Source organism: Escherichia sp. WS1450 (assembly GCF_046487395.1).
Taxonomy (GTDB): domain Bacteria; phylum Pseudomonadota; class Gammaproteobacteria; order Enterobacterales; family Enterobacteriaceae; genus Escherichia; species Escherichia coli.
On record NZ_JBJQJO010000006.1, the window covers coordinates 99438 to 123716 of the forward strand.

Annotated in this window: 29 protein-coding genes; all 29 read right to left on the bottom strand. The window is 54.5% G+C overall.

Going from position 1 to position 24279, the window contains the following annotated elements; all coding sequences use genetic code 11:
- Positions 1-63 precede the first annotated feature (63 nt).
- Positions 64-345 (bottom strand): PTS sugar transporter subunit IIB, encoded by a 282-nt coding sequence (locus ACJHYR_RS09230; protein WP_000084021.1) that lies wholly within the window; start codon positions 343-345, stop codon positions 64-66.
- Positions 342-815, bottom strand: a complete 474-nt coding sequence (locus tag ACJHYR_RS09235) for a PTS sugar transporter subunit IIA (protein WP_001377099.1) — start codon at positions 813-815, stop codon at positions 342-344. Before ACJHYR_RS09235 ends, ACJHYR_RS09230 begins: the two co-directional genes overlap by 4 nt.
- A 24-nt stretch (positions 816-839) precedes the next feature.
- Entirely contained in the window at positions 840-1586 is a 747-nt protein-coding gene (locus tag ACJHYR_RS09240; RefSeq protein ID WP_021564691.1) for a GntR family transcriptional regulator, read from the bottom strand.
- Between the two features lie 198 nt (positions 1587-1784).
- Entirely contained in the window at positions 1785-2186 is a 402-nt protein-coding gene (nikR, locus tag ACJHYR_RS09245; RefSeq protein WP_001190062.1) for a nickel-responsive transcriptional regulator NikR, read from the bottom strand.
- A 4-nt stretch (positions 2187-2190) separates the two neighbouring features.
- The gene (nikE, locus tag ACJHYR_RS09250; protein ID WP_000173693.1) at positions 2191-2997 is read right to left on the bottom strand and encodes a nickel import ATP-binding protein NikE; all 807 of its coding nucleotides are present in this window, start codon (positions 2995-2997) and stop codon (positions 2191-2193) included.
- Positions 2994-3758 carry a nickel import ATP-binding protein NikD gene (gene nikD, locus ACJHYR_RS09255; RefSeq protein ID WP_001136250.1) on the bottom strand — a complete coding sequence of 255 codons (765 nt, stop codon included), beginning with the start codon at positions 3756-3758 and terminating at the stop codon, positions 2994-2996. The genes nikE and nikD overlap by 4 nt, the downstream gene beginning before the upstream one ends.
- Positions 3758-4591 carry a nickel ABC transporter permease subunit NikC gene (gene nikC / locus ACJHYR_RS09260; protein WP_001008963.1) on the bottom strand — a complete coding sequence of 278 codons (834 nt, stop codon included), beginning with the start codon at positions 4589-4591 and terminating at the stop codon, positions 3758-3760. The genes nikD and nikC overlap by 1 nt, the downstream gene beginning before the upstream one ends.
- The gene (gene nikB / locus ACJHYR_RS09265) at positions 4588-5532 is read right to left on the bottom strand and encodes a nickel ABC transporter permease subunit NikB (RefSeq protein ID WP_000947068.1); all 945 of its coding nucleotides are present in this window, start codon (positions 5530-5532) and stop codon (positions 4588-4590) included. Before nikB ends, nikC begins: the two co-directional genes overlap by 4 nt.
- Positions 5532-7106 (bottom strand): nickel ABC transporter substrate-binding protein, encoded by a 1575-nt coding sequence (gene nikA / locus ACJHYR_RS09270; RefSeq protein WP_000493130.1) that lies wholly within the window; start codon positions 7104-7106, stop codon positions 5532-5534. Before nikA ends, nikB begins: the two co-directional genes overlap by 1 nt.
- 110 nt (positions 7107-7216) lie before the next feature.
- Positions 7217-7804 carry a 4'-phosphopantetheinyl transferase AcpT gene (acpT, locus tag ACJHYR_RS09275; protein ID WP_000285765.1) on the bottom strand — a complete coding sequence of 196 codons (588 nt, stop codon included), beginning with the start codon at positions 7802-7804 and terminating at the stop codon, positions 7217-7219.
- A 1-nt stretch (position 7805) separates the two neighbouring features.
- Positions 7806-9035: a beta-ketoacyl-ACP synthase gene (locus ACJHYR_RS09280; protein WP_410233110.1), complete on the bottom strand. Its 1230-nt coding sequence runs from the start codon at positions 9033-9035 to the stop codon at positions 7806-7808.
- Positions 9032-9763, bottom strand: a complete 732-nt coding sequence (locus ACJHYR_RS09285) for a 3-ketoacyl-ACP reductase FabG2 (RefSeq protein WP_000091666.1) — start codon at positions 9761-9763, stop codon at positions 9032-9034. The genes ACJHYR_RS09280 and ACJHYR_RS09285 overlap by 4 nt, the downstream gene beginning before the upstream one ends.
- Positions 9763-10227 (bottom strand): 3-hydroxy-fatty acyl-ACP dehydratase, encoded by a 465-nt coding sequence (locus tag ACJHYR_RS09290; RefSeq protein ID WP_000020249.1) that lies wholly within the window; start codon positions 10225-10227, stop codon positions 9763-9765. Before ACJHYR_RS09290 ends, ACJHYR_RS09285 begins: the two co-directional genes overlap by 1 nt.
- Entirely contained in the window at positions 10224-11393 is a 1170-nt protein-coding gene (locus tag ACJHYR_RS09295) for a beta-ketoacyl-[acyl-carrier-protein] synthase family protein (protein ID WP_001306340.1), read from the bottom strand. The genes ACJHYR_RS09290 and ACJHYR_RS09295 overlap by 4 nt, the downstream gene beginning before the upstream one ends.
- 1 nt (position 11394) lies before the next feature.
- The gene (locus ACJHYR_RS09300; RefSeq protein ID WP_000595147.1) at positions 11395-11979 is read right to left on the bottom strand and encodes a DUF3261 domain-containing protein; all 585 of its coding nucleotides are present in this window, start codon (positions 11977-11979) and stop codon (positions 11395-11397) included.
- Positions 11976-14294, bottom strand: a complete 2319-nt coding sequence (locus tag ACJHYR_RS09305; protein ID WP_077248658.1) for an MMPL family transporter — start codon at positions 14292-14294, stop codon at positions 11976-11978. The genes ACJHYR_RS09300 and ACJHYR_RS09305 overlap by 4 nt, the downstream gene beginning before the upstream one ends.
- The gene (locus ACJHYR_RS09310) at positions 14263-14868 is read right to left on the bottom strand and encodes a LolA family protein (protein ID WP_000670558.1); all 606 of its coding nucleotides are present in this window, start codon (positions 14866-14868) and stop codon (positions 14263-14265) included. Before ACJHYR_RS09310 ends, ACJHYR_RS09305 begins: the two co-directional genes overlap by 32 nt.
- Positions 14865-15287, bottom strand: coding sequence for an acyl-CoA thioesterase (locus tag ACJHYR_RS09315; protein WP_000930891.1), 423 nt, complete (start codon positions 15285-15287; stop codon positions 14865-14867). The genes ACJHYR_RS09310 and ACJHYR_RS09315 overlap by 4 nt, the downstream gene beginning before the upstream one ends.
- 3 nt (positions 15288-15290) lie before the next feature.
- The gene (locus ACJHYR_RS09320; protein ID WP_059327883.1) at positions 15291-16967 is read right to left on the bottom strand and encodes a glycosyltransferase family 2 protein; all 1677 of its coding nucleotides are present in this window, start codon (positions 16965-16967) and stop codon (positions 15291-15293) included.
- Positions 16958-17311: a 3-hydroxyacyl-ACP dehydratase FabZ family protein gene (locus ACJHYR_RS09325; protein WP_001306337.1), complete on the bottom strand. Its 354-nt coding sequence runs from the start codon at positions 17309-17311 to the stop codon at positions 16958-16960. The genes ACJHYR_RS09320 and ACJHYR_RS09325 overlap by 10 nt, the downstream gene beginning before the upstream one ends.
- A complete protein-coding gene (locus ACJHYR_RS09330) occupies positions 17298-18659 on the bottom strand; it encodes an AMP-binding protein (protein ID WP_000815047.1) in 1362 nt (453 codons plus the stop codon). Before ACJHYR_RS09330 ends, ACJHYR_RS09325 begins: the two co-directional genes overlap by 14 nt.
- Positions 18656-19237: a hypothetical protein gene (locus ACJHYR_RS09335; protein WP_000014366.1), complete on the bottom strand. Its 582-nt coding sequence runs from the start codon at positions 19235-19237 to the stop codon at positions 18656-18658. Before ACJHYR_RS09335 ends, ACJHYR_RS09330 begins: the two co-directional genes overlap by 4 nt.
- A gap of 4 nt (positions 19238-19241) precedes the next feature.
- Positions 19242-19493 (bottom strand): acyl carrier protein, encoded by a 252-nt coding sequence (locus ACJHYR_RS09340; protein WP_000139646.1) that lies wholly within the window; start codon positions 19491-19493, stop codon positions 19242-19244.
- Positions 19494-19504: 11 nt separating this feature from the next.
- Complete coding sequence (locus ACJHYR_RS09345) at positions 19505-19762, bottom strand: phosphopantetheine-binding protein (protein ID WP_001148686.1); 258 nt, start codon at positions 19760-19762, stop codon at positions 19505-19507.
- The gene (locus ACJHYR_RS09350) at positions 19737-20558 is read right to left on the bottom strand and encodes a lysophospholipid acyltransferase family protein (protein ID WP_141011288.1); all 822 of its coding nucleotides are present in this window, start codon (positions 20556-20558) and stop codon (positions 19737-19739) included. The genes ACJHYR_RS09345 and ACJHYR_RS09350 overlap by 26 nt, the downstream gene beginning before the upstream one ends.
- The gene (locus tag ACJHYR_RS09355) at positions 20555-21277 is read right to left on the bottom strand and encodes a beta-ketoacyl synthase chain length factor (protein ID WP_001306336.1); all 723 of its coding nucleotides are present in this window, start codon (positions 21275-21277) and stop codon (positions 20555-20557) included. Before ACJHYR_RS09355 ends, ACJHYR_RS09350 begins: the two co-directional genes overlap by 4 nt.
- A 40-nt stretch (positions 21278-21317) precedes the next feature.
- Positions 21318-22376, bottom strand: a complete 1059-nt coding sequence (locus ACJHYR_RS09360) for a methyltransferase (protein ID WP_000273198.1) — start codon at positions 22374-22376, stop codon at positions 21318-21320.
- Positions 22377-22444: 68 nt separating this feature from the next.
- Positions 22445-22822: a hypothetical protein gene (locus tag ACJHYR_RS09365; protein ID WP_001306335.1), complete on the bottom strand. Its 378-nt coding sequence runs from the start codon at positions 22820-22822 to the stop codon at positions 22445-22447.
- Positions 22823-23213: 391 nt separating this feature from the next.
- Positions 23214-24263, bottom strand: a complete 1050-nt coding sequence (locus ACJHYR_RS09370; protein ID WP_000449758.1) for an AI-2E family transporter — start codon at positions 24261-24263, stop codon at positions 23214-23216.
- Positions 24264-24279 lie beyond the last annotated feature (16 nt).

Below are 24279 nucleotides of genomic sequence, written 5' to 3' on the forward strand. Positions count from 1 at the left end.
TTCAGGCGAGAGCGCACCTCGCGTTAGCGCCTGATGGAGTGGGTTGAAATTAATTATTATTAATTACTTTTTAAGGATCGAAACAATTTGCGCCAGTACTTTCTCTTCGCCAATACCGGTAATAATCGGCAAGCCGTTAACCACCGGGACGTCGAGTTCATAAGGCACTTTAGTCGTTGAGACTACCAGTGCTACGCCGTCAGTATTTCCAGGTAAAGAGGCAACGTTGGTTTGGGAATAATTGACGTTAAGACCGTGCTCTTTACAATATTCCATGACTTTTTCTGTTACCGCCGTGGATGTGGCAATACCCGTGGCGCAGACAAATAAAATGGTTTGACTCATATTTCACCTCGTTCTTTCATTTTGTTTAAGATTACTGTGTGTATTTCTGTTGTTTCCATCGTAAGCAGGGCGCGCATAAAGGGCGTATCCTGAATCATCTCCATAATCCAGCCCAGGGCATTTAATTGTTTATTACTTTCACTTAAGGCGAGCAAAAAAATCACCCTGACATGTACGGGGTCAGGATCGCCGCCCATATCGGCAAACTCTACCGGTTCCGGAAGGATGCCGACGGCAATTGCATTGTGCCTGACATATTTATGGTCCGTGTGCGGAATGGCGACGCACGGTGGTTCGGTAGGCAGCCCCGTTGGGTACGTCGCCTCACGTTTCAGTACGTGATCGGCAAAATCAGGGACCACCAGCTCAGCAGCAACCAACGGTTGCGCTAACTGACGGATGATCTGTTCAACGCTTAACCCTGCCGGAAGTCGTTGAATATAATTTTCCTGAAACTGTATGCCTTGCATTTTATTCCTCATAAAAAAGTGTATTTAACTCAATTCCCGCCGTTGCAGCACGGTGCCCAGATAATATTTATTTCCTTTTAACCAGACGTTGCCAAACTCAACGGGTAACTCTCGGGAGAAAAAGACTAATTGCTCCAGATGCAAAACGGGTGCATCTTCACAGATATCTAAAAAATGACCGCGTTCATTACCAATTAATCGCGCGGCATAGCGACTTTCCGAGTAACGAATTTTTCTTTTCGACAAACTTTCTATTGTTGGAAATAAATTGTGTTGATTAAAATCGATTTCCACGATGCCGGGGCATAGCTCAATATTGATACGGTTCTCTATCAGCATCGCTTTTTCATCACCAATTGAACGTAAACGCTCAAGGTAAAGAATATCCTGACCGGGCGTTATTCTTAATTTCTCTGCCACATAACGATTAGCCGGTTCAATCCGTGACGTAATAACTTCAGTGGTAAAGTGTATTTTCTGGCTTTCCAGCGATTCCGCGAATGACAATAATCCTTCACCTAACGGATATGCCACGTTCTCTTTTTTGACAAATGTTCCCTTCCCCTGGACCTGAATCAACACGCCTTGTTTTACCAGTTGGGCGACAGCTTTTTTAACGGTTCCCCGACTCACTTCCAGCATATCCATAATCTGGTATTCCGAAGGAATGCGATCGTCTTCCACCAGATCCCCGGTATAAATATTTTCTCTTATCCACTCCACCACTTGTTGATAGAGCGGTATTTGTGACGACTTACTCAATGATTTCATGGCGCGCACCTGAACATTTACAGTTGTCTATGGACAATCATGGACAACTTCAAGCGTATAGTAGGTGAACAGGCGAAAAAGAGGATCGAAGCGTCTCACATTTTAGGGGACTAAATCGTGATCAAAAAAATGTGACGTGAGTCGATATTTGGCAGAAGTCTACTGCGCCGTCAGGAAATAACGGCGCGTTGGGAGGTGTTAATCTTCCTTCGGCAGGCACTGCAAATGCCCGTGCCGCACGCCGCGCTGGGCGATGACGTCATCGGCAAAATGCTGCACGTCGCCCATGTCACCTTTCAACACGGCGATTTCCAGACAGTCGTCGTGATTAATGTGCACATGCAGCGTGGCGACTGAGAGATCGTGGTGATGGTGCTGGGTGGAGACAATACGGCTGGCTAAGTCGCGTTTTTCGTGTTCATACACATACGACAGCACCGCGAAACCTTGCGTGCCGTGCTGCTGGGTAGCTTCCTGCGCCAGGGCGCTACGCAGAATATCGCGGATAGCTTCGGAACGGTTGTTATAGCCACGACGCTGGCTCAGGCTGTCCAGCGTCTCCAGTAAATCGTCATCAAGCGTGATGGTAACTCGTTGCATAGACTTAAACCTTTTCTGTGGCGCGACGGCGCACGGGGTATGCGGGTAATACCGCGTTTTGTAGCACACGTCCGGCGTCAGAGGAAAAGGTTAATTTATCTCCCACCACCTGGGTTTCGACGATTTGCCCGTTGTCCATCACCATCACTCGCTGGCAAAAGCGTTCCACCAGGCGTAAGTCATGAGTGATGAACAGGCAGGCAGTGCCAAACTGTTGTTGTAGCTTTTTCAGCAGGCGAATGACGCCCGCCTGTAACACGAGATCAAGGTTAGAAACGGCTTCATCCAGAATCAGTAGTTTCGGTTCGACCGCCAGCGCGCGAGCCAGGCAGACGCGCTGGAGCTGACCGCCGCTTAACTGCGGTGGGCGTTTGTCTAGAACGCTGTCATCGAGATCGACCGCCTTCAGCATTTCGCTGGCGCGTGCCAGTTGTTCCGATTTTTTTAGCGATAGCAGGTGGCGCATCGGCTCGCGCAGGATCTCGCGCACGGTTTTGCGCGGATTCACGGCGCTGATGGAGTCCTGAAATACCATCTGAATATCGCGGCGGAACGCTTTACGCTGGGCGCGATTGAGCTTTGCCAACGGTTCGCCGCGCCAGCTAATATTCCCTTGTGAGGGAGACTCTAAGCCTACCAGCAGCCGCGCGAGAGTGCTTTTTCCGCAGCCGCTGCGCCCCAGCAGAGCGACGGTTTCGCCGCTTTTCAGAGTCAAAGAAACGTTATTCAGCACCGCCTGGTGTTGATGTTTGCCGCTAAATCCACCGTGCGCATAGTGATGGGAAAGGTCGGAGACGTTAAGTAAAGTCATGATGCCAGCTCCATACCGTAGAGGGCGAGATGAGCGGAAACCAGGCTGCGCGTTACCGCATGTTTGGGGGCATTAAACAGCGTTTCTACATCGCCCTGTTCGACAATTTTACCGTGTGACATCACCGCCACGTCATCCGCCAGACGCGCCACAACGCCCATATCATGGGTCACCAGCAGCATTCCCGGCGCTTGTTTTTGCATAATGCTTTCCAGCAGATCGAGGATGCGCGCCTGTGCTACCACGTCGAGATCGGTGGTCGGTTCATCGGCGATGATAAACGGCGATTCACACAACACCGCCATCGCAATCATCATGCGCTGCAACATGCCGCCGCTCATCTCGAACGGGTACAGCTTCAACACGCGCGCGGCGTTTTCCAACCCCACCGCTTCTAAAGCAGCGGTAAGCGTGGCGTCATCGGCGGGTTTCCCTAACGCCAGGCAGGTTTCCCGCGCGTGGGTGTGCATGGTGTGAAGCGGATTAAAGGCGCTGCGCGGGTTCTGCATGATGGTGGCAATTTTGATGCCGCGCAGGGCGCAGGGAGAAACCGGTTTGCCATCGGCTAAAATTTCCCCCGCCGTCTGGCGAACGCCTGCGGGCAGAATGCCCAGTGCGGCGGCGCAGGTTAATGATTTCCCGCTGCCGCTACTGCCGACTAACGCCAGCACGCGCCCGCGTTGCAGAGTTAACGATACGCCGTGCACCAGCGGTTGCGCGGCCTGTAGCGCGATATTACGTAGTTCAATCTGTTGCGGCATTAGTGTGCGTGCTCCGTCACCAGATGAGGGTCCAGATGATCGCGCAGTGCGTCACCCACCAGGTTAAAGGCCATCACGCTGATAAACAGCGCCAGCCCCGGCCAGAACATTTGCAGCGGCTGGGTCCAGATATACTGGCGCGCGTCGTTAATCATCACGCCCCATTCGGCGGTAGGCGCGGTCACGCCGAGGCCGAGGAAGGACATCCCCGCGACGTGGAGCATCATATGACCAATATCCAGCGTCGCCAGCACCAGCAGCGAGGGGATCACCGCGCCTGCCAGATGATCGACAAACACCCGCACATGGCCCGCGCCGGAAAGCCGTGACGCCAGCACAAACTCGCGCTGGCGTAGCGAAATCACCAGGCTGCGCACCATGCGCGCATACCACGCCCAGTGCGACAGGGCGATGGCGATAATCACGTTGGTCAACCCGGTGCCGAGTACGCCGACCATAAAGAACGACAGAATCGAAGTCGGGAAGGTCATAAACATATCCGCGACGCGCATGGTGGCCTGATCAACGCGCCCGCCAATCAGCCCGGCGCTGCCGCCAATAACTAGCCCTAATGTCAGCACCAGCAGCAGGCAGGCCATTACCGAGCCGAGCGACACGCGGGTCGCCGCCATCAGCCGCGAGAAAATATCGCGCCCTAAATGATCGGTACCCAGCCAGTGCTGCGCATCCGGTGAAAGCAGGCGCGACGGCAGATCAATCGCCTGTGGGTCATACGGCAGCCACCACTGGCTGGTGAGCGCAATCAGTGCCAGCAGGGCGATAATGATCAGCGCCAGGCGTACCGACCAGCGGGAAGAGAGGAAAAAGTTCACGCGTGGGCTCCTTCATGACGACGAATGCGCGGGTCCAGCGCGGCGTTGAGCAAATCAACAATCAAATTACAGACCACAAAAACCACCACCATCATCAGCGTAAAGCACTGGATCACCGGATAGTCACGGTTAAAAATCGCCGACACCGCATAGCGCCCGACGCCCGGCCAGGCAAAGATGTTTTCGATAATCATCGTCCCGCCAATCAGTTCGCCAATGTGCATCCCCACGGCGGTGATCATCGGCAGCGAGGCATTGCGCAGAATATGACGACGCTCGGTCTGTTTGTCATTCAGGCCGCGTAGCCGCGCCCAGGTCACGTGACGCTGACCGGCGACGTCCAGCATGCTGGCGCGCAGTAGCCGTGCATTAATCGCCAGCGACATAAAGGCAATGGAAACCGCAGGCAAAATGATGTGCTGCCAGCCGCCGTAGCCCATCGCGGGTAGCCATTGCAGATATACCGAAAACGCCATCACCAGCAAAAACGCCAGCCAGAAGTTGGGCATCGACACGCCGAGAAACGCGATGAAACGTACGGCGAAATCCGGCAGACGATCGCGATGGCGCGCCGCCCAGATACCGAGCGGTACGGAAGTGAGCAGAATTAATACCAGCGCGGCACCTGCAAGTTCCAGCGTGGCGGGCAGGAAGTTCAGCATATCGTCCAGCACCGGGCGTTGGCTGGCGAATGAGATACCAAAGTCAAGATGCAGCGCCTTCCACAACCAGGTGCCGTACTGGACATACAGCGGCTGATCCAGCCCCAGCATGGTGCGTGTAGAGGCCAGCATCTCCGGCGTCGGCGGCAGGTTAGACAGACGCAGATAATCGAGCGCCGGGTCGCCGGTGCCGAGGCGCAGCATCAGAAAAATGATCACCGAGGCGGCGAGCACCATCGGGATCAGCAGCAGAAAGCGGCGTAATACGTAACGCAACATTAAGGTTTCACCGGTTTAATCTGTTCGAACGGAATTTCGGTGGCGATCGGCGCGTAGGGGATGTTACCCAGCTCCGGTTTTGATACCACCATCATTGAGATGTAACTGATAGGCAGATAAACCGCCTCGTCATGCAGACGGGTCAGAATGTCGCGATACAGCGCCTGACGTTGCGTTTCGTCATGGGTTGCCAGCACTTCGCCGATCTCTTTATCAATCAGCGGCTTGTCGGCTAATCCTTGCTGTGCCTGGAAATCAGCATGCGACGGTACGCGCATTGAACTCAGGAAGGCGTGTGGATCGTATGGCGCGCCCCAGGTGCGATGGAAAATCATGCCAAAACGACCGTCGCGCTGACGAGCATAGATACTGCTCTCTTCTTCGCCAATCAGTGAGACATCTGCGCCAATCTGGCGCATATCAGCCTGAATGATTTCCGCCATCGATTTGCTTAACGCATCGGTGCCGATGAACGACAGTTCAATGCGCAGCGGCTGACCATTTTTCTCGCGGATGTCTTTGCCCGCAGGCAACGTCCAACCGGCTTTTTCCAGCAACGCTTTCGCTTTCTGCGGATCGTACTGGCGCGGTTTCAGGCCGAGGTTGGCATAGGGCACAGAAGGAGCAAACAGGGTGTCGGCGACCTGCTGGGTGCCATACAACGCGTTATCAATCAGCGATTTTTTGTTTACCGCGTAATTAAGAGCTTCACGTACTGCCAGCTCGTTGGTGGGGGCTTTGGCGGTATTGAGCGCCAGCATCACGGTTTCGATCGGCTGTGACAGTTGGGTGTGGTAAGCCGGGTTCTGGCTAAAGCGGGCGAAGGTATCGAGCGGTAATAACCCTTCGTTTCCGTACAGCAGGTCAATATCGCCAGTTTCAAACGCCACCGCGCGGGTAGTCGGGTCCGGGATCACGTTAAAAGTGATCTTCTTAATCGCCGGCTTTTCGCCCCAGTAGTTTTCGTTACGGACGAAGACATCGTACTGATTCAGTTTCGATTCCTGCAAAACCCACGGCCCGGTGCCAATCGGCGCTTTAATTCCGTTCATGGTTTCATGGTTTTTAAACTGCGAGGGGGCGATAAAACGGAAAGGGCGTGGCAGGGCCAGTTCTTGCAGGAAAGGATAGTAGGCGCTTTTCAGGGTGATTTGCAGCTCTGTTTTACTGAGTGCTTTGACATCAACAATCTGGTTTGCCAGCTCCAGCCAGGCGTGACGTTGACGGTTATCGAGCACTGCGCGGAAGTTTTCTGCCGCCGCCTCTGCATCAAACGGTTCGCCGTTGGAGAATTTCACGTCATCACGCAGGGTGAAGGTCCAGGTTTTGCCATCTTCCGAATGGGTCCAGCTTTTTGCCAGCCACGGGATCACCGAACCGTCTGCCTGATATTTCACCAATGGTTCATAAACCATGCTCTGGGCGAACATCTGGTTAGGCGTGTAAAGGTGCGGGTTTAGTGGCCCGACATTCACCGGCCAGGCGGTGGTGATTTCATCTGGTGCAGCGGCATGGACGATAAAAGACGCACAAGCCAGCAGCGCAAATAGAGTGCGGCGGAGTGTAGAGAACATGGTAACCCCAATGGATTAAAATAGATGGCGGAAATAAGTATGACGATTTTAAGTATTCGTCATACTGATTACCTGTTCTGGATCAATAGATGGGCAGTCGGGTGGGCGGATCAGTTAACTGAATCGATCCATTGCACACTGTCGGCGGAGAGCGTAAAGGGGGTAGGGGTGCAGATCGCCAGGCTTAAATTTTCTAGCTGACAATGGCTGACTGACAGTGATGAGTGATAGGTGCTGTCTACGCTGACGATTTGCCAGGCGCTGCCGCCACGCTGTTTAACGATGGCTTCTTTGCGCGTCCAGATGCGCCAGAACATTTCCAGTTGCTGATCGGGATGCACGGCGTCCATCTCAGCGTGTTCCCCGAGGCTGAACACGGCGTTCGCCAGCCAGCGCCAGTTGGCGCGCGGGCGAATCACTTCGATATCGCAGCCGACTTCGCCTTCATCGCTCAACAGCAGGGCGATATCGTCACCGCTATGGCTTAAGTTGAACCATAGCGGCGTTTCCGGCGCGAATGCCGGTTTGCCTTGTTCGCCATAGATGATCTCCGGTAGCGGGGAAAGCGTGTGCGAAAGTAATGCACGCCCCGCCAGCCAGCGTTCGCGTCGTGGACCTTGCGGTGCTTGATCGCGTAAAGCCGGTGGCAGTGGAGCTGCGCTTAAGGTCGAAACTTTCCCCAGAACTATCCGATACATATCAGGGCCAACGTTTAATGATGATGGATGTATTAATGCCGCCAAAGGCAAAGTTGTTACTCTGCAAAAACTCACAATCAACCTTGCGGGCTTCATGCATGATGTAATCCAGCACGCCACAGTTCGGGTCTGGTTTATTCAGGTTTAGCGTAGGCGCAAACCAACCTTCGCGCATCATTTGCAGACTCATCCAGGCTTCGAGCGCGCCACAGGCACCAAGCGTATGACCAAAATAACTTTTCAGCGAGGAGAGCGGCACATTATCACCGTAAATGGTTGCTGTCGCCAGACTTTCTGCCATATCACCACGATCGGTCGCCGTACCATGCGCCGAAATATAGCCGATATCACTTGCACTTAACCCGGCGATTTTTAACGATTTTTCCATACAATATTGCATGGTCTCACGCTGAGGCTGGGTAATATGTGCCGCGTCGCAGTTAGTCGCAAAGCCGACGATTTCACCGTAAATGGTCGCGCCGCGCGCTTTGGCGTGCTCCAGTTCTTCAAGAATCAGCGTACCTGCGCCTTCACCAATCACCAGCCCGTCGCGGTTTTCATCGAACGGTGAAGGTGTGGTTTTCGGCGCATCATTGTGCTGGCTGGTGGCGAAAAGTGTATCAAATACCGCTGCTTCTGAAGGGCATAACTCTTCGGCACCACCAGCAACCATCACCGTTTGATAACCGTGGCGAATGGCTTCCCACGCATAACCGATCGCCTGGCTGCCGGAGGTACAGGCGCTGGAGGTCGGGATCACCCGCCCGCGCAGGCCGAAAAACAGACCGGTATTAACGGCGGTGGTGTGCGGCATCATCTGTACATAGGTGGTGCCGGTGATGTTATTGGTGTGCTTTTCCGTCAGCATGGTGGCAAATTCGCTCACCGGACCGGTACTGCCGGTCGATGAACCGTACGCAATGCCCGTTTCGCCGCTGGTTAATATCGGATCGCCAATCAATCCTGCCTGCTCTAACGCCAGCTCGCTGGCACGGGTCGACATTTGCGACACGCGGCCCATCGCACGGATACGCTTGCGGGTGTAGTGCTCCGGTAGCGTGAAATCATCAACAGGCGCGCCAAGCAGGGTGTGCAGACCATCGTAGACCTGCCACTCCGGCATTTTGCGCACTGCATTCTCATACGCCAGCAGACGCGCGGAAACGTCCTGCCAGTTTTCACCAAAGGCAGTCACGCCGCCCATTCCTGTAATCACTACGCGACGTGTCATAACATCCCTCCGTTGATGGAAATAACCTGGCGGGTGACGTAACCCGCAATATCAGACATTAAATAGCTGGCAAGCCCGGCAACTTCTTCCGCCTGGCCCATGCGTTTCATGGGGATCATCGACATTGCCTCTTTCAGGGCGCTCTCTTCCATTTCGATCATCCCGGTATCAATAAGCCCCGGCGCGATGCAGTTGACGGTGATTTTGCGCTTCGCGAGTTCGATAGCCAGTGCTTTTGTTGCGCCGATAATTCCGGCTTTGGCAGCGCTGTAGTTCACCTGTCCGCGATTGCCCATCACGCCGGAAACCGAGGACAGCGTGATGATGCGTCCACCCTGGCGTGTGCCGATCATCGGCATAATGCACGGCTGAATAACGTTGTAGAAACTGTCGAGATTGGTGTGGATCACCGCATCCCAGTCGTCATCGCTTAAAGCCGGAAAAGCGGCATCGCGGGCGATCCCGGCGTTACTAACCACGCCGTACCAGGCACCGTTTTGCGCGATTTCGTGCTCCAGCACTTCCCGACACTGTTCGCGGTTTGCGACGTCGAAACTGAGCAAACGCCCGTTACCCCCGTTGGCGACAATGGCATTTAGCGTTTCCTGAGCGCCTGTGGCGTCACGGTGATAGTGAACGCCAATATTAAAGCCGTCTGCCGCCAGTTGGCAGGCGATGGCGCGACCAATGCCTTTGCTGGCACCAGTAACCAGAACTGAACGACTCATCAGGACGCTCCTTGTTGAAACAGGGTGGTAAGTTCTTCCGCGGTCGGCTGGAAGGTGTTAATGCGGCCCGTTGCCGTGCCGTTGTTGATGCTGCACTCAAAACTGCCGAAGCGATCGTCTTGCATCAGGAGTTTGACGGTAATGGTCAGCGTCTGGCCTGCGGGCAGAATGCCAGCGGCGCAAAGCAATTCACGTGCGCCCAGTACCATCCCTAACTCAATACTGTTTTTGCCCTGCTGGTGGCGATGCCAGCCAGACCAGACGCCGACGGTTTGCGCCATCAATTCAAGGGCAAACCAGCCAGGGAGATTGCCGTCCGGGTCGAGAAACGGTGCCAGTACGCCACTGGGCGAGACCGTTACACGGCACACCGCGCTGTCATCGCTGACGCTCACCACTTCTTCCAGCAGTAACATGGGCGCGTCGTGGGGCAGATAAGCGCCGGGGGATAAATAGTGGCTCACGAAACCCTCCCGAGCAGAATGCTGGCGTTATTGCCGCCAAAGGCGAAGGAATTGGACAGGATCACCGGACGTGCCAGCGGCTGTGGTTGTTCGATAATGCCGCACGGTGGCAGCGTGGGATCGCGCGGCGACAGGCTGAAGTCCTGAGCGGGCAGCGGTAAATCACGCTCTAAGATCAACATACTGATTGCCGCTTCGGTAATGCCCGCTGCGCCCAGCGTGTGTCCGGTCAAATGTTTGGTGGAGCTGCACGGTACGCGTTCGCCAAACAGGGCGTTTACCACCATCGATTCAATCTGGTCGTTGAGTTGTGTGGCGGTGCCGTGCAGGTTGATATAGCCCACCTCATCCGGCGTAAGCTGCGCATCAGCCAGCGCCTGGTTAATGGCGCGAATTGCGCCTTCGCCCTGTGGATGCGGGGCCGAAATATGATAAGCGTCGCTCGATTCACCGACGCCCAGCAAGGCGATGGGCTGCGGTTCGCGGGTCAACAGCATCAGCCCCGCACCTTCGCCAATGGTGATGCCCGCGCGGTCACGACCAAACGGCTGACATAAGGTTGGCGAGAGCGATTCGAGGCTGTGAAAACCGTTAATCGGCATTCGGCTCAGGGTGTCTGCACCACCCACAATGGCGGCATCGACCAGCCCCGCCTCGATAAGCCTGCGCCCGCTGATCATCGCTCTGGCACTGGAGGAGCAGGCGGTTGAAAGGGTATAAGCTGGGCCGTCGAGCGCCAGCCAGTGGCTGAGAAAACGCGACGGATCGCCGAGCTCTTGTTGTGCATAGTGCCACGTGGTGCTCGGCTGCCCGTGGGTGCGCAGGTTAACGTGCGTGTCGCCTTCATGCAGGCCGGAGGTGCTGGTGCCAAGCACAATCGCGATGCGCTCGCGGCCATATTTCGCAATAGCGTCATCAACCTGCGGCTGGATCTGCGCCAGCGCCGCCAGCAGGATCTGATTGTTGCGCGAGCGGTGCGCAGCGAATTTTTCCGGGATAACCGGAAGCTCGCCATCCACGCCAGCCAGGACCGCCTGCGGATGCCCCTGCAACCAGCCTGCGCGCGGGCGCATGCCGGGAGCGACACCGCGAGTCAGGTTGGCTGCGATATCGTCAAGGTTATTTCCCAGGGCGTTGATCATGCCGACGGCGGAAATGTAAATCATATCAGTCACCTAAATATTGAATGGTGATGTGGTATTTAAAGACATGCTGTTCAATGCTGATTGGCACGCGTTTTCCCTGGCGATTCAGATAGGTGATTTCCGTGACCAGTTTGCCGCTGGCGTTACGCAGTTCGCGTTTGTCACCGTTGTCGCGAAGCGTCCATCCAGCGGGGAGTTGCGGTTGCCAGGCGCTAATCGGCCAGTGGCTAAGCATCACGTCAGCCAGCACCTGACTTGCGGGCGGCAACTGTGGGACGACGATGGATTGCTCGGCGCGTAGCCCTTGCGCATCGTAGGTCACCAGAAACAGACGAATGCCGACCGACGACAGCCCGGCAAGGGTGATTTTCTGGTCGTCGGCGTTAAGCATCACTAGCAGAGACTGGGTTTTGCCGTTGAAGCTGCCGCTCAATAGTTGCTGGGAATTAACGGCGGGCGAAATCCCTGGTGCCGGCAGCGTGATGCGCGTGCCAGGTTGCAGCCACGCCTGTGGGCGACCTTCCTGTTCCGGTTGCGAGTGGCTACAGCCGGTGAGGATAAGCGTAGCGGTCAGGGCGAACGCTCGCCAGAATGTGGGTTTGATCATTTTTTTGTTCTCTTTTTATCGGGCATAGCCAGCGGCGAAAGCAGGAAGGCGGTGAAAATACCGCTCACCAGCACAATGCCAAAACTGCTGATGGCCTGGGTGGCGCTGAATACCAGCATTCCCAGCGCCAGCAAGGTGGTGAGCATTGCCAGCGTGATCGCCAGTAGGGAAGTTAACGGTGTACCGCGCGGATTACTGAAAAACAGCGTGTAATTGATGCCGATGCCAAGCACCAGCACCAGCGCCAGTAGCGAAAAGAGATTCACCGCCTGCCCGCTCATCGCCAGCACTGCCAGACCGCAGCCCAGCGAAAGTACCGAAGGCACCAGGCTGATAAGCCCTTTGCGCCAGCCGAGGCGGGCCACTGCGCCGCAGGCAATCACCGCCAGCGCCACCAGCAACAAACCGGTTAAGACGTAGCGGTAAAGTGCGAACAACTCATCAAAGGTGCTTTTGCGATCAACCCAGGCAATGCCGCCAGGGTAATCGCTGGCGATTTCCTGCAACAACGCGCTACTTTTAACCCCTTCAACCGGCACCAGTACGCCGCTTTCGCCGTTTTTCAGCGTCAGCCACAGCAGACGCCAGCCTTCACTGGCGGGGCTTGCCAGCCATTCATCGACCTTCACTGGCATGGCGTTGAGATCCGGATTCACTGCCGCCAGCCCGGCATTTTGCAGTGCTTTTGTTACTGTCGGGGCAGCCGTTTTCAGCAGATGTAAATCTTCCTCCTGCCGCGCCAGGGAGTTCAGCGGAATGGTGCGGTAGTTGCTGATAAGCCCCTCTTTTTTCGCATTCTCCAGCGAGGCGGTAAATTTCTCCAGCCGCCGCAATGTTTGCTGTGGAGAGTCGCCGTAAACTACAAACCATTTTTGATCGACGCTTTGTCCGGTCAGGGCGGTAATGGCTTTCTCCTGGGCCAGAATATGCTGCGGTAGCGCCTGTAACTGCGAGATATCGTCGTCGACGCGCAGCATTGACATCCCCGCCAGCGAAAACAGCGCCAGCGCGACGGGCAGACCCAGCGACAGTTTTTTATTACGCCGCCACGCAGCCAGCCAGCGCAGCATCAGCGCCATCGCCGGAACCGGACGCACCGGCAGGCCACGGCACAGCCACGGATGCCAGAACAGGACGGTCAGACAGGAGGCGCTCAACCCGACGGCGGCAAAAATCGCCATCTGGCGAATGCCGGGGAAGGGGGCGAGCATCATAATCAGATACGCCGCCACGGTGGTGAGCAGCGCCAGCAGCAGGGCATTGCGCACTTTCGCCAGGCTTTGCCACGGCGAAACGTCATTGCCGTGCACCATCCGCTCGGTGAGGTAATAGAGCGTGTAGTCAGCGGAAATGCCGATAACGCTCATGCTCATCACCAGCGTCATCAGGTGTAATTCGCCGAAAATCAACAAGGTGGCGACCGTTCCCGCCAGCGCGCCGATGCCGATGGAAATCACGCAAAGCAGCAATGGGCGTAAAGAGCGGAACACCGCCACAATCAGTAATATCACCCCCAGCAGCGTTGCCACGCCCAGGTTGGAGATATCCTGCTTCGCCTGTTGGCTGGCGTAATCGCTGTAAAACACCGTGCCGCGCGAGAGCAACTGCGCCTGCGGGTAACGCGTTTTCAGATCCTTTTCCAGCGTATTCAGGGTCGTGATGAGCTGGTGGGTTTGCTGCATATCAAACGACGATCCCGTCAGTTCGCCGTGCAGCAGATACCAGTAGTTGCCCTGGGGATCCTGCGTCACCAGCCAGCCGTCCATCAGCCGCAAACGCTGGCCGTTTTTCGCCATCGCCAGCTGCGAGCCACGCATTAACATCAGCGGATCGTTTTGCAGCTCCTTACCGCTTACCCCGGAGAACGCAGAATAAAGCTGGGAGAGGATCCACTGCGCCTGCGCTTCGCCGCCGTTTTGCAGGCGCGCGCGGGTGTCGGGGTCAACCAGGCCGTTGCGGTGCTGCCAGAAAAACGCTCCCCACGCCTGCTGGCTGGCGGCATCCATTGGCCCTTTAACGTCGCCGAGCGCAGCGGATTTTTGCAGCAGCGTCAGCCACTCCTGAGCCACCCTGGGATTAGCCTCTTTACCGGGGCTGACCAGCCACACCAGTTGGCGGTCCAGACGCTGCATAAAGCCGTCATTCAGCGCTGGAGGAATATCGCCCATCGCCTGTTTGGGTAACATAGCCAGCACGCTACTGTTCAGTCGTGATTGCGGCAACAGGATCAGCAACGCCGCCGCCATGACCAGGCAGACGATCCCCCATAACAGCGCCGGGCGTTTACTGGGCGGCAAAACGTTGGCGTTCGTCATCGGTCAGTTGCGCTGGCGTCAGTTGATGTTGGGTAAGAGCGATATCGGTGCGATCGCCCTGTTTATCATTAAGCTGAATGCTCTCCAGATAGGTTTGCCCGGCGAGATCGATGGTGTTGAAAATTTTATCCAGCGGCGTGGTGGTCGGCGTCAGGCGCAGTGTCCAGCGGCCTTCGCCTTTGTCAGCAAATTCGACGCGGAAATTTTGTTCCAGCACTTTGCGATCGGCCTGGAACAGCGCGCGCAGCAGGTGGTTAAACTGGAACATCTGCGGGTTATTTTCTGCCGTGATGATTTGCGGCGGCTGACCGTTGATCACCTGCACCATGCGTTTATCGTCCAGCAATAGTTGCATGGGAAATGGTGAGGTTTGATCCCACAACAGCCCCTGGTCGCGGGCGATCAACATCTGGCCCTGAGATCGTAGCGGCTGCGGCAGATCTTTAATCGTCCGGGTTTGATCGAAATGAGCGCGGATCACCGGCTGTTCGGTAAAGCGTTGCTGAAGATCGTCCAGGTTCAGGGCGCTCACAAACGGGCTAATCAGCAGCGCCAGCAGTGGTAAAAATTTCATGGTTTGACTCCCATGCGTTCAAACAAAATATCGGGGCTGACAAAGCACAGTTCGCGGCTTTGCTCGTCGACCGCGACCTGAATGGTGTATCCGGTGGTGGCGCGTTTGCCCGTTTCGGCATCGAAAATCTGATAGCCAATCCGCAGACGGTTTTCGAACTCTTCGATATGTGCACGCACGCGGATGCGTTGCTCAAAGGTGAGGGCGTGGCGATATTTCACCCGCGCATCGACCACTGGCCACAAATAACCGGACTCTTTCATCTGCCGATAGCCGTAATTGAACTGGTTGAGCAGCGCCTCGCGGGCCACTTCAAAGTAGCGAAAATAGTTACCGTGCCAGGCCACGCCCATCATATCGACGTCGTGAAAGGGAATGGTCAGCTCGACTTCAGCGGTAAATCGGGGATCGTTAAGCACCCTTTACTCCTTGTCCTGGACTTCCGGCAGTTGCCAGAAATCGAAAAAATTAAACCAGTCGAGGGGCGACTGGAGCGCGTAATGTTCCAGACGCGCGGCGTAATGATCGATAGCGTTTTGCAGCGCCTGCTGGCGTTCGCCACGCGGCAACAGCAGCGGGTCGGCAAAGGTTTCGCAGTGAATATGCAGCTTGCCGTGCTGGCGCAGGGCGAAAATCAGATTCACCGGGCAGCGCAAAATAGACGCAAGAATAAACGGCCCCTGTGGGAAAGGCGCAGGCTGGCCCATAAACGGACTCCAGCAGACGCGCCAGTCGCCGCCGCGTTGCGGGTTGACGGCGATGCGGTCACCGACAATCGCCACCCATTCGCCGTTATCCAGCTTCTCTTTCAGCAGGATGGCGGTTTCCGGGCCGATATCTGTTACCGGGAGCAGGTTGATGCCTGCCTGCGGGGCCATCTCCTGCATTATCTGTTTAAAGCGTTGGGCGTTTTCGCTAAACACCAGCGCGTTAATGGTTTTGTAGCCCTGAATTTTTGCCAGCGCCCGGCACACTTCCACATCGCCAAGATGCGAGGCCAGCAGCAATTTGCCGCGCGGATCGCTGACGTTAAGTGCCGCTTCTGCGCCTGGTGCAAACAGCACATCACGCCCGAGTTGCAGCTCGCCGCGCCAGCTGGCGATTTTGTCGAGCATGGCGTTGCCGAAACGTAGAAAATGCTGATAGCTGTTGAGTTTTGCTGCCTGTGGTTGTTGTTGGCGCACACGGGCGAGCCAGTCTTGCGACGCTTTACGTGCACGAGCAGCGGTGAGCCAGTAGACGCCCACCACCGGGTAAAGCAGCGCGGTAAACGCAGTTCTTCCCAGCAGACGCCAGACCAGCAGCATCAGGCGCATTCCCCATAACCCTTTCACTTCGCTCTGCCGCGCCCAGTGGCTGGAAGAGTGGCGCATCAGCAGTGAAGGAATACGCGGCAACATGCCGAAAAACAGACGTGTGTGCATCAGCGAGATGCGGACGTTATCTTTCAGGGCATCAAAATGCGAAAGCCCGTCCAGCGGATAGGTGACGCGGGTCGGCACGAAATAACTGGTATTTCCCTGCCAGTAGAGGCGCACCATCACTTCGGTGTCAAAATCCATCCGCTTGCCGATGGTAGCGTATTTTGCCAGTTGCAGCGTTGGCGCAACCGGATAAACGCGAAAGCCGCACATACTGTCTTTCAGTTGCAGGGAGAGCGTTTCGATCCATACCCACACGTGGGTGACCCAGCGCCCGTACAGCCGTGAGCGGGGGATGGAGTCATCGTAAATCGGCTGGCCGGAGATCAGCGCCGCAGGCTGCTGTTCAGCGAGTGCCAGCAGTTTAGGGATGTCTTCAATCGAGTGCTGACCGTCAGCATCCACCTGCACCGCATGGCTGAAGCCCGCGTCTGCCGCTGCCTGTAAGCCACGCATCACTGCCGCGCCTTTGCCTGCGTTTTCTGCCAGGCGAATTAAGGTCACGCCAGGCTGTTCGGCAACCAGATTATCCAGTTGCTGTTGCGTGGCGGCATCGCTGCCGTCATCCACTACAATACAGGGCAGATTAAATGGCTTAAGACGCGCCAGCACGCCCGGCATCATCGCGCCGTGGTTGTAGCAGGGGATCAACACGCAGGGAGAAAAGTTTACCGACATAGGCGGATCTTACCGCTACTGGCGGTGTGGCGGGCGTCACCGTCGTGACGCTGATAGCTAAAGCTCAGAATCTGGCGTTCTTCCTGCCAGTTAAGCGTGAGCGTGACGCGGTTGTCCGGCAGCAACGGGGACTGGAATTTGATGTTCTGAATAGAGTGAAAACGCCAGCCAGGCGCGAGCAGAGTGAGCGCGTAGCTCATCGCCCAGTCGATTTGTGCAACTCCTGGGAGTAACGGCTGCACGGCAAAATGGCCGCGAAACCAGAACAGATCTGCCCTGAGATGCAAAACAATCTCAAGGTGATTCGCTTGTGCCTGATGGCGCTCGATTTCATGGGGCTTCATGAAATAACTCCTGTAATTGCGCATAGACACGCTTGTTCATACTGTTTACTGGCATTTCATCAATAACGCGCCAGTAACGCGGAATAGCAACTGGCTCCAGCGTCGGGCGCAGTAATCGCCGCCAGGTCATTTCCTGGCTATGCCCGCCGCCGTTCTGCCATTGCAGGCGAGCTTCGTCATCCAGCACCAGCAAAACGCCGATGCTCTGACGCCCGCCGCGCGTAACGGGAACTGCCGCCGCCTCGCGAATGCCGTCCAGCGCCAGCAGACGTTGTTCTACTTCCTGCAGAGAAATACGTTTTTCTTCAATCTTAACGATGCGCCCACGACGCCCCATCAGATGGAACTGACCGTCCTGGCTAAACTGCAAGAGATCATCGAGTAACAGGCCGTTATCTTCCGCTATCAGCGGTGAAAAGAGACGAAATGCTTCACCTTCGGCCTGGAAGTGCATACCTGGAAAGGGCAGCCAGCGGCGTTGCTCTTGTTCGCGGTAACGCCAGGCAATGACGCCGGTTTCCGTGCTGCCGTAGATTTCATCAGGCCAGACGCGCAGCCAGCTCGCGGTGTGTTTTACGTCCTGCCACGGCAGCTCACCGCCAGCAGAGAGAAGCACCTGAACGGGCGGCGGAGAAAGCTGGGTATCCAGCCGTTTCAAAAATGCCGGGCTGCTGATGAAGATATAGCGATGCTGGTGACTCAATGCGGCAAACTGTTCGACATACCAGAGCATGGCGGCGTGCAGCGGTAATCCCAGCGCCATTGGCAGGAAAACGCGAAAAGTCAGGCCGTACAGATGCTGCGGCAATACGGAACCGACGACACGACATCCGGCAAGACGTGCGCCTAATCGTTCAGCCAGCAGTTCTGCTTCACGGTCCAGCAAATGAACAGGTTTAATTACCCGCTTTGGCTGCCCCGTAGAACCGGAGGTAAATAGCTCGATATAAGCGTCTGGCGCTATAGCGGCAAAGGTGAATGATTGTGTCGCGACTTGTGGGGAACTTGCTACCAACAGCAATGAACCTTGCCAGTTAAGATCGCTGTCGCTAAGTACACCATCGAACAGTTCACGTTGTTCATTAAGCTGGATGACACGGTTATGCCCCGGAAGCACCGGCGTTTTTCCGGCGTGTAGCGTGGCAAGCAGGGCAACGATAAACAAATAACTGTTCTCAAAGCACAGCGCCCAGCGTTCACCCGGCTGTTGCTGCAAGCGGCAGATAAGTTGCGCGACATCGTGACGCAAATCGCCCAGTGTCCACGAGCTTTCGTCCAGCCACGCAATGGGCGTGTCATCAGGGCGTGGCGCAGTCAGCCAGCGTGCAAGCGGTAAGGTCTGCTTCATGAGCGATCTCTTTTTATCACCTGACGGCGCACCAGCCATTCACCTGCCATTAACGTTCCCATCAAAAAATAAGCAATCATGCCGTTCCAGGCGGTCCATAACGACATATCGCCATAAAGCGCGGTAAAGAGGGCAATTCCGCCGTTAATGATGAAAAAGCCGCACCAGATTTGCGTGACACGGCGGGTATAGCGCACGCCCTTTTCCGGGAGGTCTGGCTCCTGCAAACGTGCCAGCCGCTCAACTATCGGCATTGTCGACCACAGCGAACCGCCAAAAACCGCCAGCATGATCGCGTTAACCACTACCGGGTAAAACAGCAGTAGCTGGTGCGTTTTCAACAGAAAGCTGGCGACACACAATGCGATGCCCACGACAGCGACGATTTGTGTGACGGCTTGTAGCGGCCCCGCCCGGCGACGGGTCTGGCGCAGGCGCAACAATAGCAGCAACGCTATTAGCGGCAACAACCAGTGCAGGCCGTTATGCGCCAGGCCAAACCAAATCACAAACGGCCAGGCGAGCAGCAATAATCCAGTCAGCAGCTTAATCATCGGTAGCGAGCGAATGCCCGACATCAGATCAGGCTTCTTGTAGCAGGCGTTCTACAGCCTCTACGACATCCTGAACTGTGCGCACTGCTTTAAACTCTTCCGGCTTGATTTTCTTACCGGTTTTCTTTTGCAGGTGCACAATCATGTCAACGGCGTCGATGCTGTCCAGTTCCAGATCTTCGTACAGGCGCGCTTCAGGTTTGATGTCCTGCGGATCGATTTCAAACAGCTTAACCAGCAGGGCTGAGACTTCCTGATAGACGGTTTGTTGTTCTGTCATGATGGCTTTCCTCAGGCGCGTTGCGCAGCAATGAAAGAGGCCAGAGTGGCGACGGAGAAAAAGTGCTGACGCATCTCTTCGCTTTCGGCTGAGAGCACCACGCCGTACTCATTTTTTACTGCCAGTCCCAGTTCCAGGGCATCGATGGAATCCAGTCCTAAACCGTCGCCGAACAGCGGCGCATCGGTCTCGATATCATCAGGAGTCAACTCGTCCAGATTGAGGGTGCTGATGATGAGGTTTTTAATTTCCAGATAAAGCGCTTGCATTATTTATTCCTGAGAGAGGTAAACAACCTTGTTGTAATAGAAGCAAAAGATGCCGGTTTAACTGCCTTGCTGTCAGCGCCGGTTCTTGTGAAGTTGCATCGTAAAATTTATTGATTTCAACCCGACCATGGACTTCAACCGTAAAAAACGGCCGGTCAGGTGGAACGTCATACCATTTACTTTGTTTATCCAGCAGATGCTCGCTACAGCCGATCGTCACGATGCGTAAATCGCTGGCACAGCGCACGGCAATATTCGCCGCCCCGCGCTGCAGCGTCATTTTTTCACCGGGCTTCGTTCGCGTGCCTTCGGGGAAAATCAGGATAGTGTCACCCTGTGCCAGTCGCTGTTGGCAGCGGGGTAACAGGGTTTCAGCTTCGCTGTTGATTAAATAATCTGCCGCCCGCACGACGCCGCCAAGAAAAGGATTTTTTAACAGCGCGCTTTTCACCAGGCAGTCAGTTTCTGGCATGACTGACGCCAGCAGCACGTAATCGATCAGCGTGGGATGATTGGCTACGACGAGGCAACCGCGTTCCTGACGTAAAATTTCAGCGCCATCAATACGATAATCCAGCACGCCAAGCCCTTTCGCGACAGTTAAAAACAGGCGAAAACTGGCGGCAATGCTGCGACGCGCCAAACGACGGCGGCGGGAAGTATCCCACACCAAAACTAACAATATGTTAAACCACACGACAGAAAGCAGCAGGCCGCCGAGACCAAACAGGGCAAAACATAACCCGGTCATGACCAGTCGCCAGGTCCACTCCAGACGTGACATCAGCTTACTCATCTGCGGCTCCAGCGCCATTGCACGCGCTCGCCAGGCAGTGAAAATGCGTCTGCATTTTGTAAATAATGCTGTAAAAACAACATGCTTTGCGGCAGTGATGTTTCATTGCCCGCAATGGCTGACTGCGTTTCACATTGCCAGTCATCGCCAGATTCAATCACCAGCGCGACGGCGTACGGCCAGGTCGGCATTTCTGATGGCAGTTGTGGGTGATAAAACTCGGGCAGAAAACCGTCAAAATCGACCATCAACACGCGCTGGTATCCCGCTTGTAACAGGCTAAGCACTTCACACAAACCTTGCTGGAAAGTGTCGCGACCAGCAGAAAGCGATGACGAAACTATCGGCTGTTTGGCCGCAATGGTCAGGTTACCCACGGAAGAGTTGTGTACGGAGAGCGCGAAGTCGGTCGGAGAAAGCGCCTGTTCGGTTGCCAGTGCATGAACAATGCGGTAATTGCGCTCCAGTTCGCCATGACGACTGGTATACAAAACGGCGTCTGGCTGATGGCGGCGTAGCATTGCCAGACCGCATTCAACAGCCAGTTTGCTGCCTGAACTAAGGCGGCGGGCGGTCATCATTGGCAGTTCACTTAATTTTGCCAACGGCGCGGCAGGGTCAATCGCCCACGGCTGGCGCGACCATGCTTGCCATTGCTGCGCTTCGCTAAGTCCAGGCGCCAGTGCCTGCCAGTCGGTAATATTTAATGTAAATTTCATCAACGCGCGCCCGCGGTAAACCAAAATTATTAAGTGACGATTATTTCTTTTGGCATATCAAAAGTGTATGCCCAACGCCTAAATTATCGTGGCGCTCTGCTACCTGGAATCCTGCTTTATTCAGATAGTCGTAAAATTTCTCTGCACTATAGAAACGGCTGTTACCGTTTGCCATGCAGGTAAAATAAAGTGAGGACGCGTTCAGGCTAAATGATGCTGCTTCAAACCGCTGCGCATCCCAGAACAACTCCATGATGCAAACTTTTGCGCCAGGCTTCATTACGCTGGCGATTTTGCTGAGTATGCTAATTATTTGTTCGGGTGAAAAACAGTCTAAAAATTGGCTCATCCACCAGATATCAGCCTCGCCCGGTAATGGGGCATCGCTTAGCATATCCACCGCATGGAAATCTATGCGATCAGAAAAACCTGCATTCGCGATATTTTCTTTCGCTAGTACGATTTGTTGTGGCAGATCTAATAACGTCACGGCGATGTTTTCATTGTATTTGCAGCAACGCAAAGCCCACTTACCCGTATTGCCGCCTACATCGTACAATGTTGTGGGGTTGTTGGCGAATACATAAGGCAGTGCGGCGTTAAATGCGCCATCTGAATAGTAATGATCAAACGCAAACCAGCTTTCACGAGCGGCGTCTGGTAATTGTGAAAGTGCCGGATATATCGTCGACCAGTCGCCAAATACTTTTAACCCGGACGGTTTTCCTTCATTGAGTGAATCGGCGAGGAAGAAGAGCCCCTGGTAACAGACATCCTGGGTGAAATCCATATTCACGCGAGTCATAGTGTCATGCAGGAGGTAATGACCGATTTTCGCCAGGTAATACATTCCCTCTTTACAGGTAATAATTCGCCCGCTTAAGCCCATATCTAACAGAACGCTGGCCGCATATTCGTTGATATGGCTATGTTCGGTGATATCAGCCAGCGTTGCGCCATGTTTGCCTTGCCGATCCAGATATGAAAGTACACCCGCATTACGTAGGCAGAGTGCTGTTTGAAAAAGCATAGGGGCAAAGGCAATGCGTTGAGCTTCGGTAATCGCATCCAGTGCGCTAAGAGAATCCTGTTCGTACATGTTGGGCACAACCTGTTAAGAGGGAATTAAATTATTATCGGACCGCAGCGGCCCGACTTTAGGAAGAATTATAAATCTGCGCCCGCTGACAAATTCAGTTGAATATCTTTGTCGAGATTGCGGACCCAGCGATTGTAGTTTTTATGAATTTGTCCGCCTGACGCTTGTAGGTTCTGGCTATTTTCATAATTGATATCGTAGCTGGATGCCGTGTAGTTAATGCGAATTTCGGCTGAATGATCGCGTGACTGTTGACGTGCTTTAATTACGCCTTGTCCGGCTTCGGACATAATCCATTTGCGTTCAACGCCAGCTTTCAGAATCGCTTTTTTCACTTGTTCCTGGGTATGACCAGCGCTGACGGTTGAGTGAACCTGATCAATTGGCGCAGTACGCGCGCAACCCGCTAAAGCACCCACAACAGCAATAGCCGCAAACCATTTCATGTAATGTCTCATTAGAACCCCATTAAAGTATTGTTTTTACGAGTAAAGCAAGATTTAACTGTAATTGCTGGCATCACTATTCTTTATTTAGCGAAAAAATTACTTGTGAGATAAGTCAGTAAGTGCACATCAGAGTAAAAATTTCTGAAATGACTAAATTACTGCCAGCGGGGACCAACTATAAGTGAGTGAGAAAAATGAGGCAATAAAAATAACACAATGTTATCAGTGCATTCTTTGAGAAGGATTTAATCGCTATTCGGCGTTTATATATATTTGACTTAAGGAATGGTTTTTATAAATTAATTGTCTGAATAATGTTTCTTCATTTCCTCAAATCAAATGGCCACTGTTAGATAAACGGTGGCCATTGCCTGCTCAGGAGGTGCTATTAACCCGGTAATCGACTTTTCGGTCTGCCCGGTCCCAGTAAAATCGCCAGTTTGCTACCGCCTTTGGTGGTTTCCATCCAGATTTTACACACGCTGGTTAATGGTACCGAAAGTAGCATCCCTACCGGGCCGAGCAGCCATCCCCAAATTAACAATGAAAGAAATACCACCATGGTGGACATCCCCAGGCGATGGCCCATCATCCGTGGTTCTAAAATATTGCCGATGACCATATGGACCACTAAAAACAATGCGCCGACCAGAATACATTCGTAAACGCCATTAAACAGCAGCACCTGAATCATTGGCGGTACGGCGGAAATTACCGCGCCGATATTGGGCACGTAGTTGAGCAAAAACGCCAGTACTGCCCACATCAGCGCAAACTGTACGCCCATTAGCGCCAGCCCCAGCCAGACGATTACGCCTGTCCATAAACTTAGCAGCGTCTTTAACGCCAGATAATGCGAAACACCTTTTAAGGCGCGGTGTAGTCCGGCGATGTGAATCTGTGGATTATTCAACGCAAAACGCATTTTGTAAGGGACGTGGCGCACTTCAAACAGCATGAAAACTACGGTCATCACCAGCAAAAGCACGCTCGCCATTGCCCCGGAAAGCCCGGTCATTAGCGCCGTGGTGAAGGTAACCACTTTTTCCGAGTCCATCCGCTGCAGCATTCGCTCCGGTGACATATGCAAATTAAGAAAAGGCAACATCTCCTGCAATTTAAAAAGTTTGCGCGTTAGCTCTTTATTAAACTTCGGCAGCATAGAGATAAATTCGTTAAACGATGCCGCCAGTACGCCGACCAGCGCAGTTAGTGCGATCAGCATCACCACCACCACAATCGTAATGGCAACGGGGCGTTGTACTCCCCGACGAATAAACCAGGTGACGAGCGGGTTGAGGACGATGGCAAAAAACAGCGCCAGTAACAGCTGCACAATGATATCTGCCGCTGCGTGAATGCCCGCGAGGATCACTACCAGCGAGGCCAGCTTGAGCAGAATGTGCATGCCCGTTTTATCGGGTTGAGGGGTTTCCATTGGGGCTTCCTTGTGA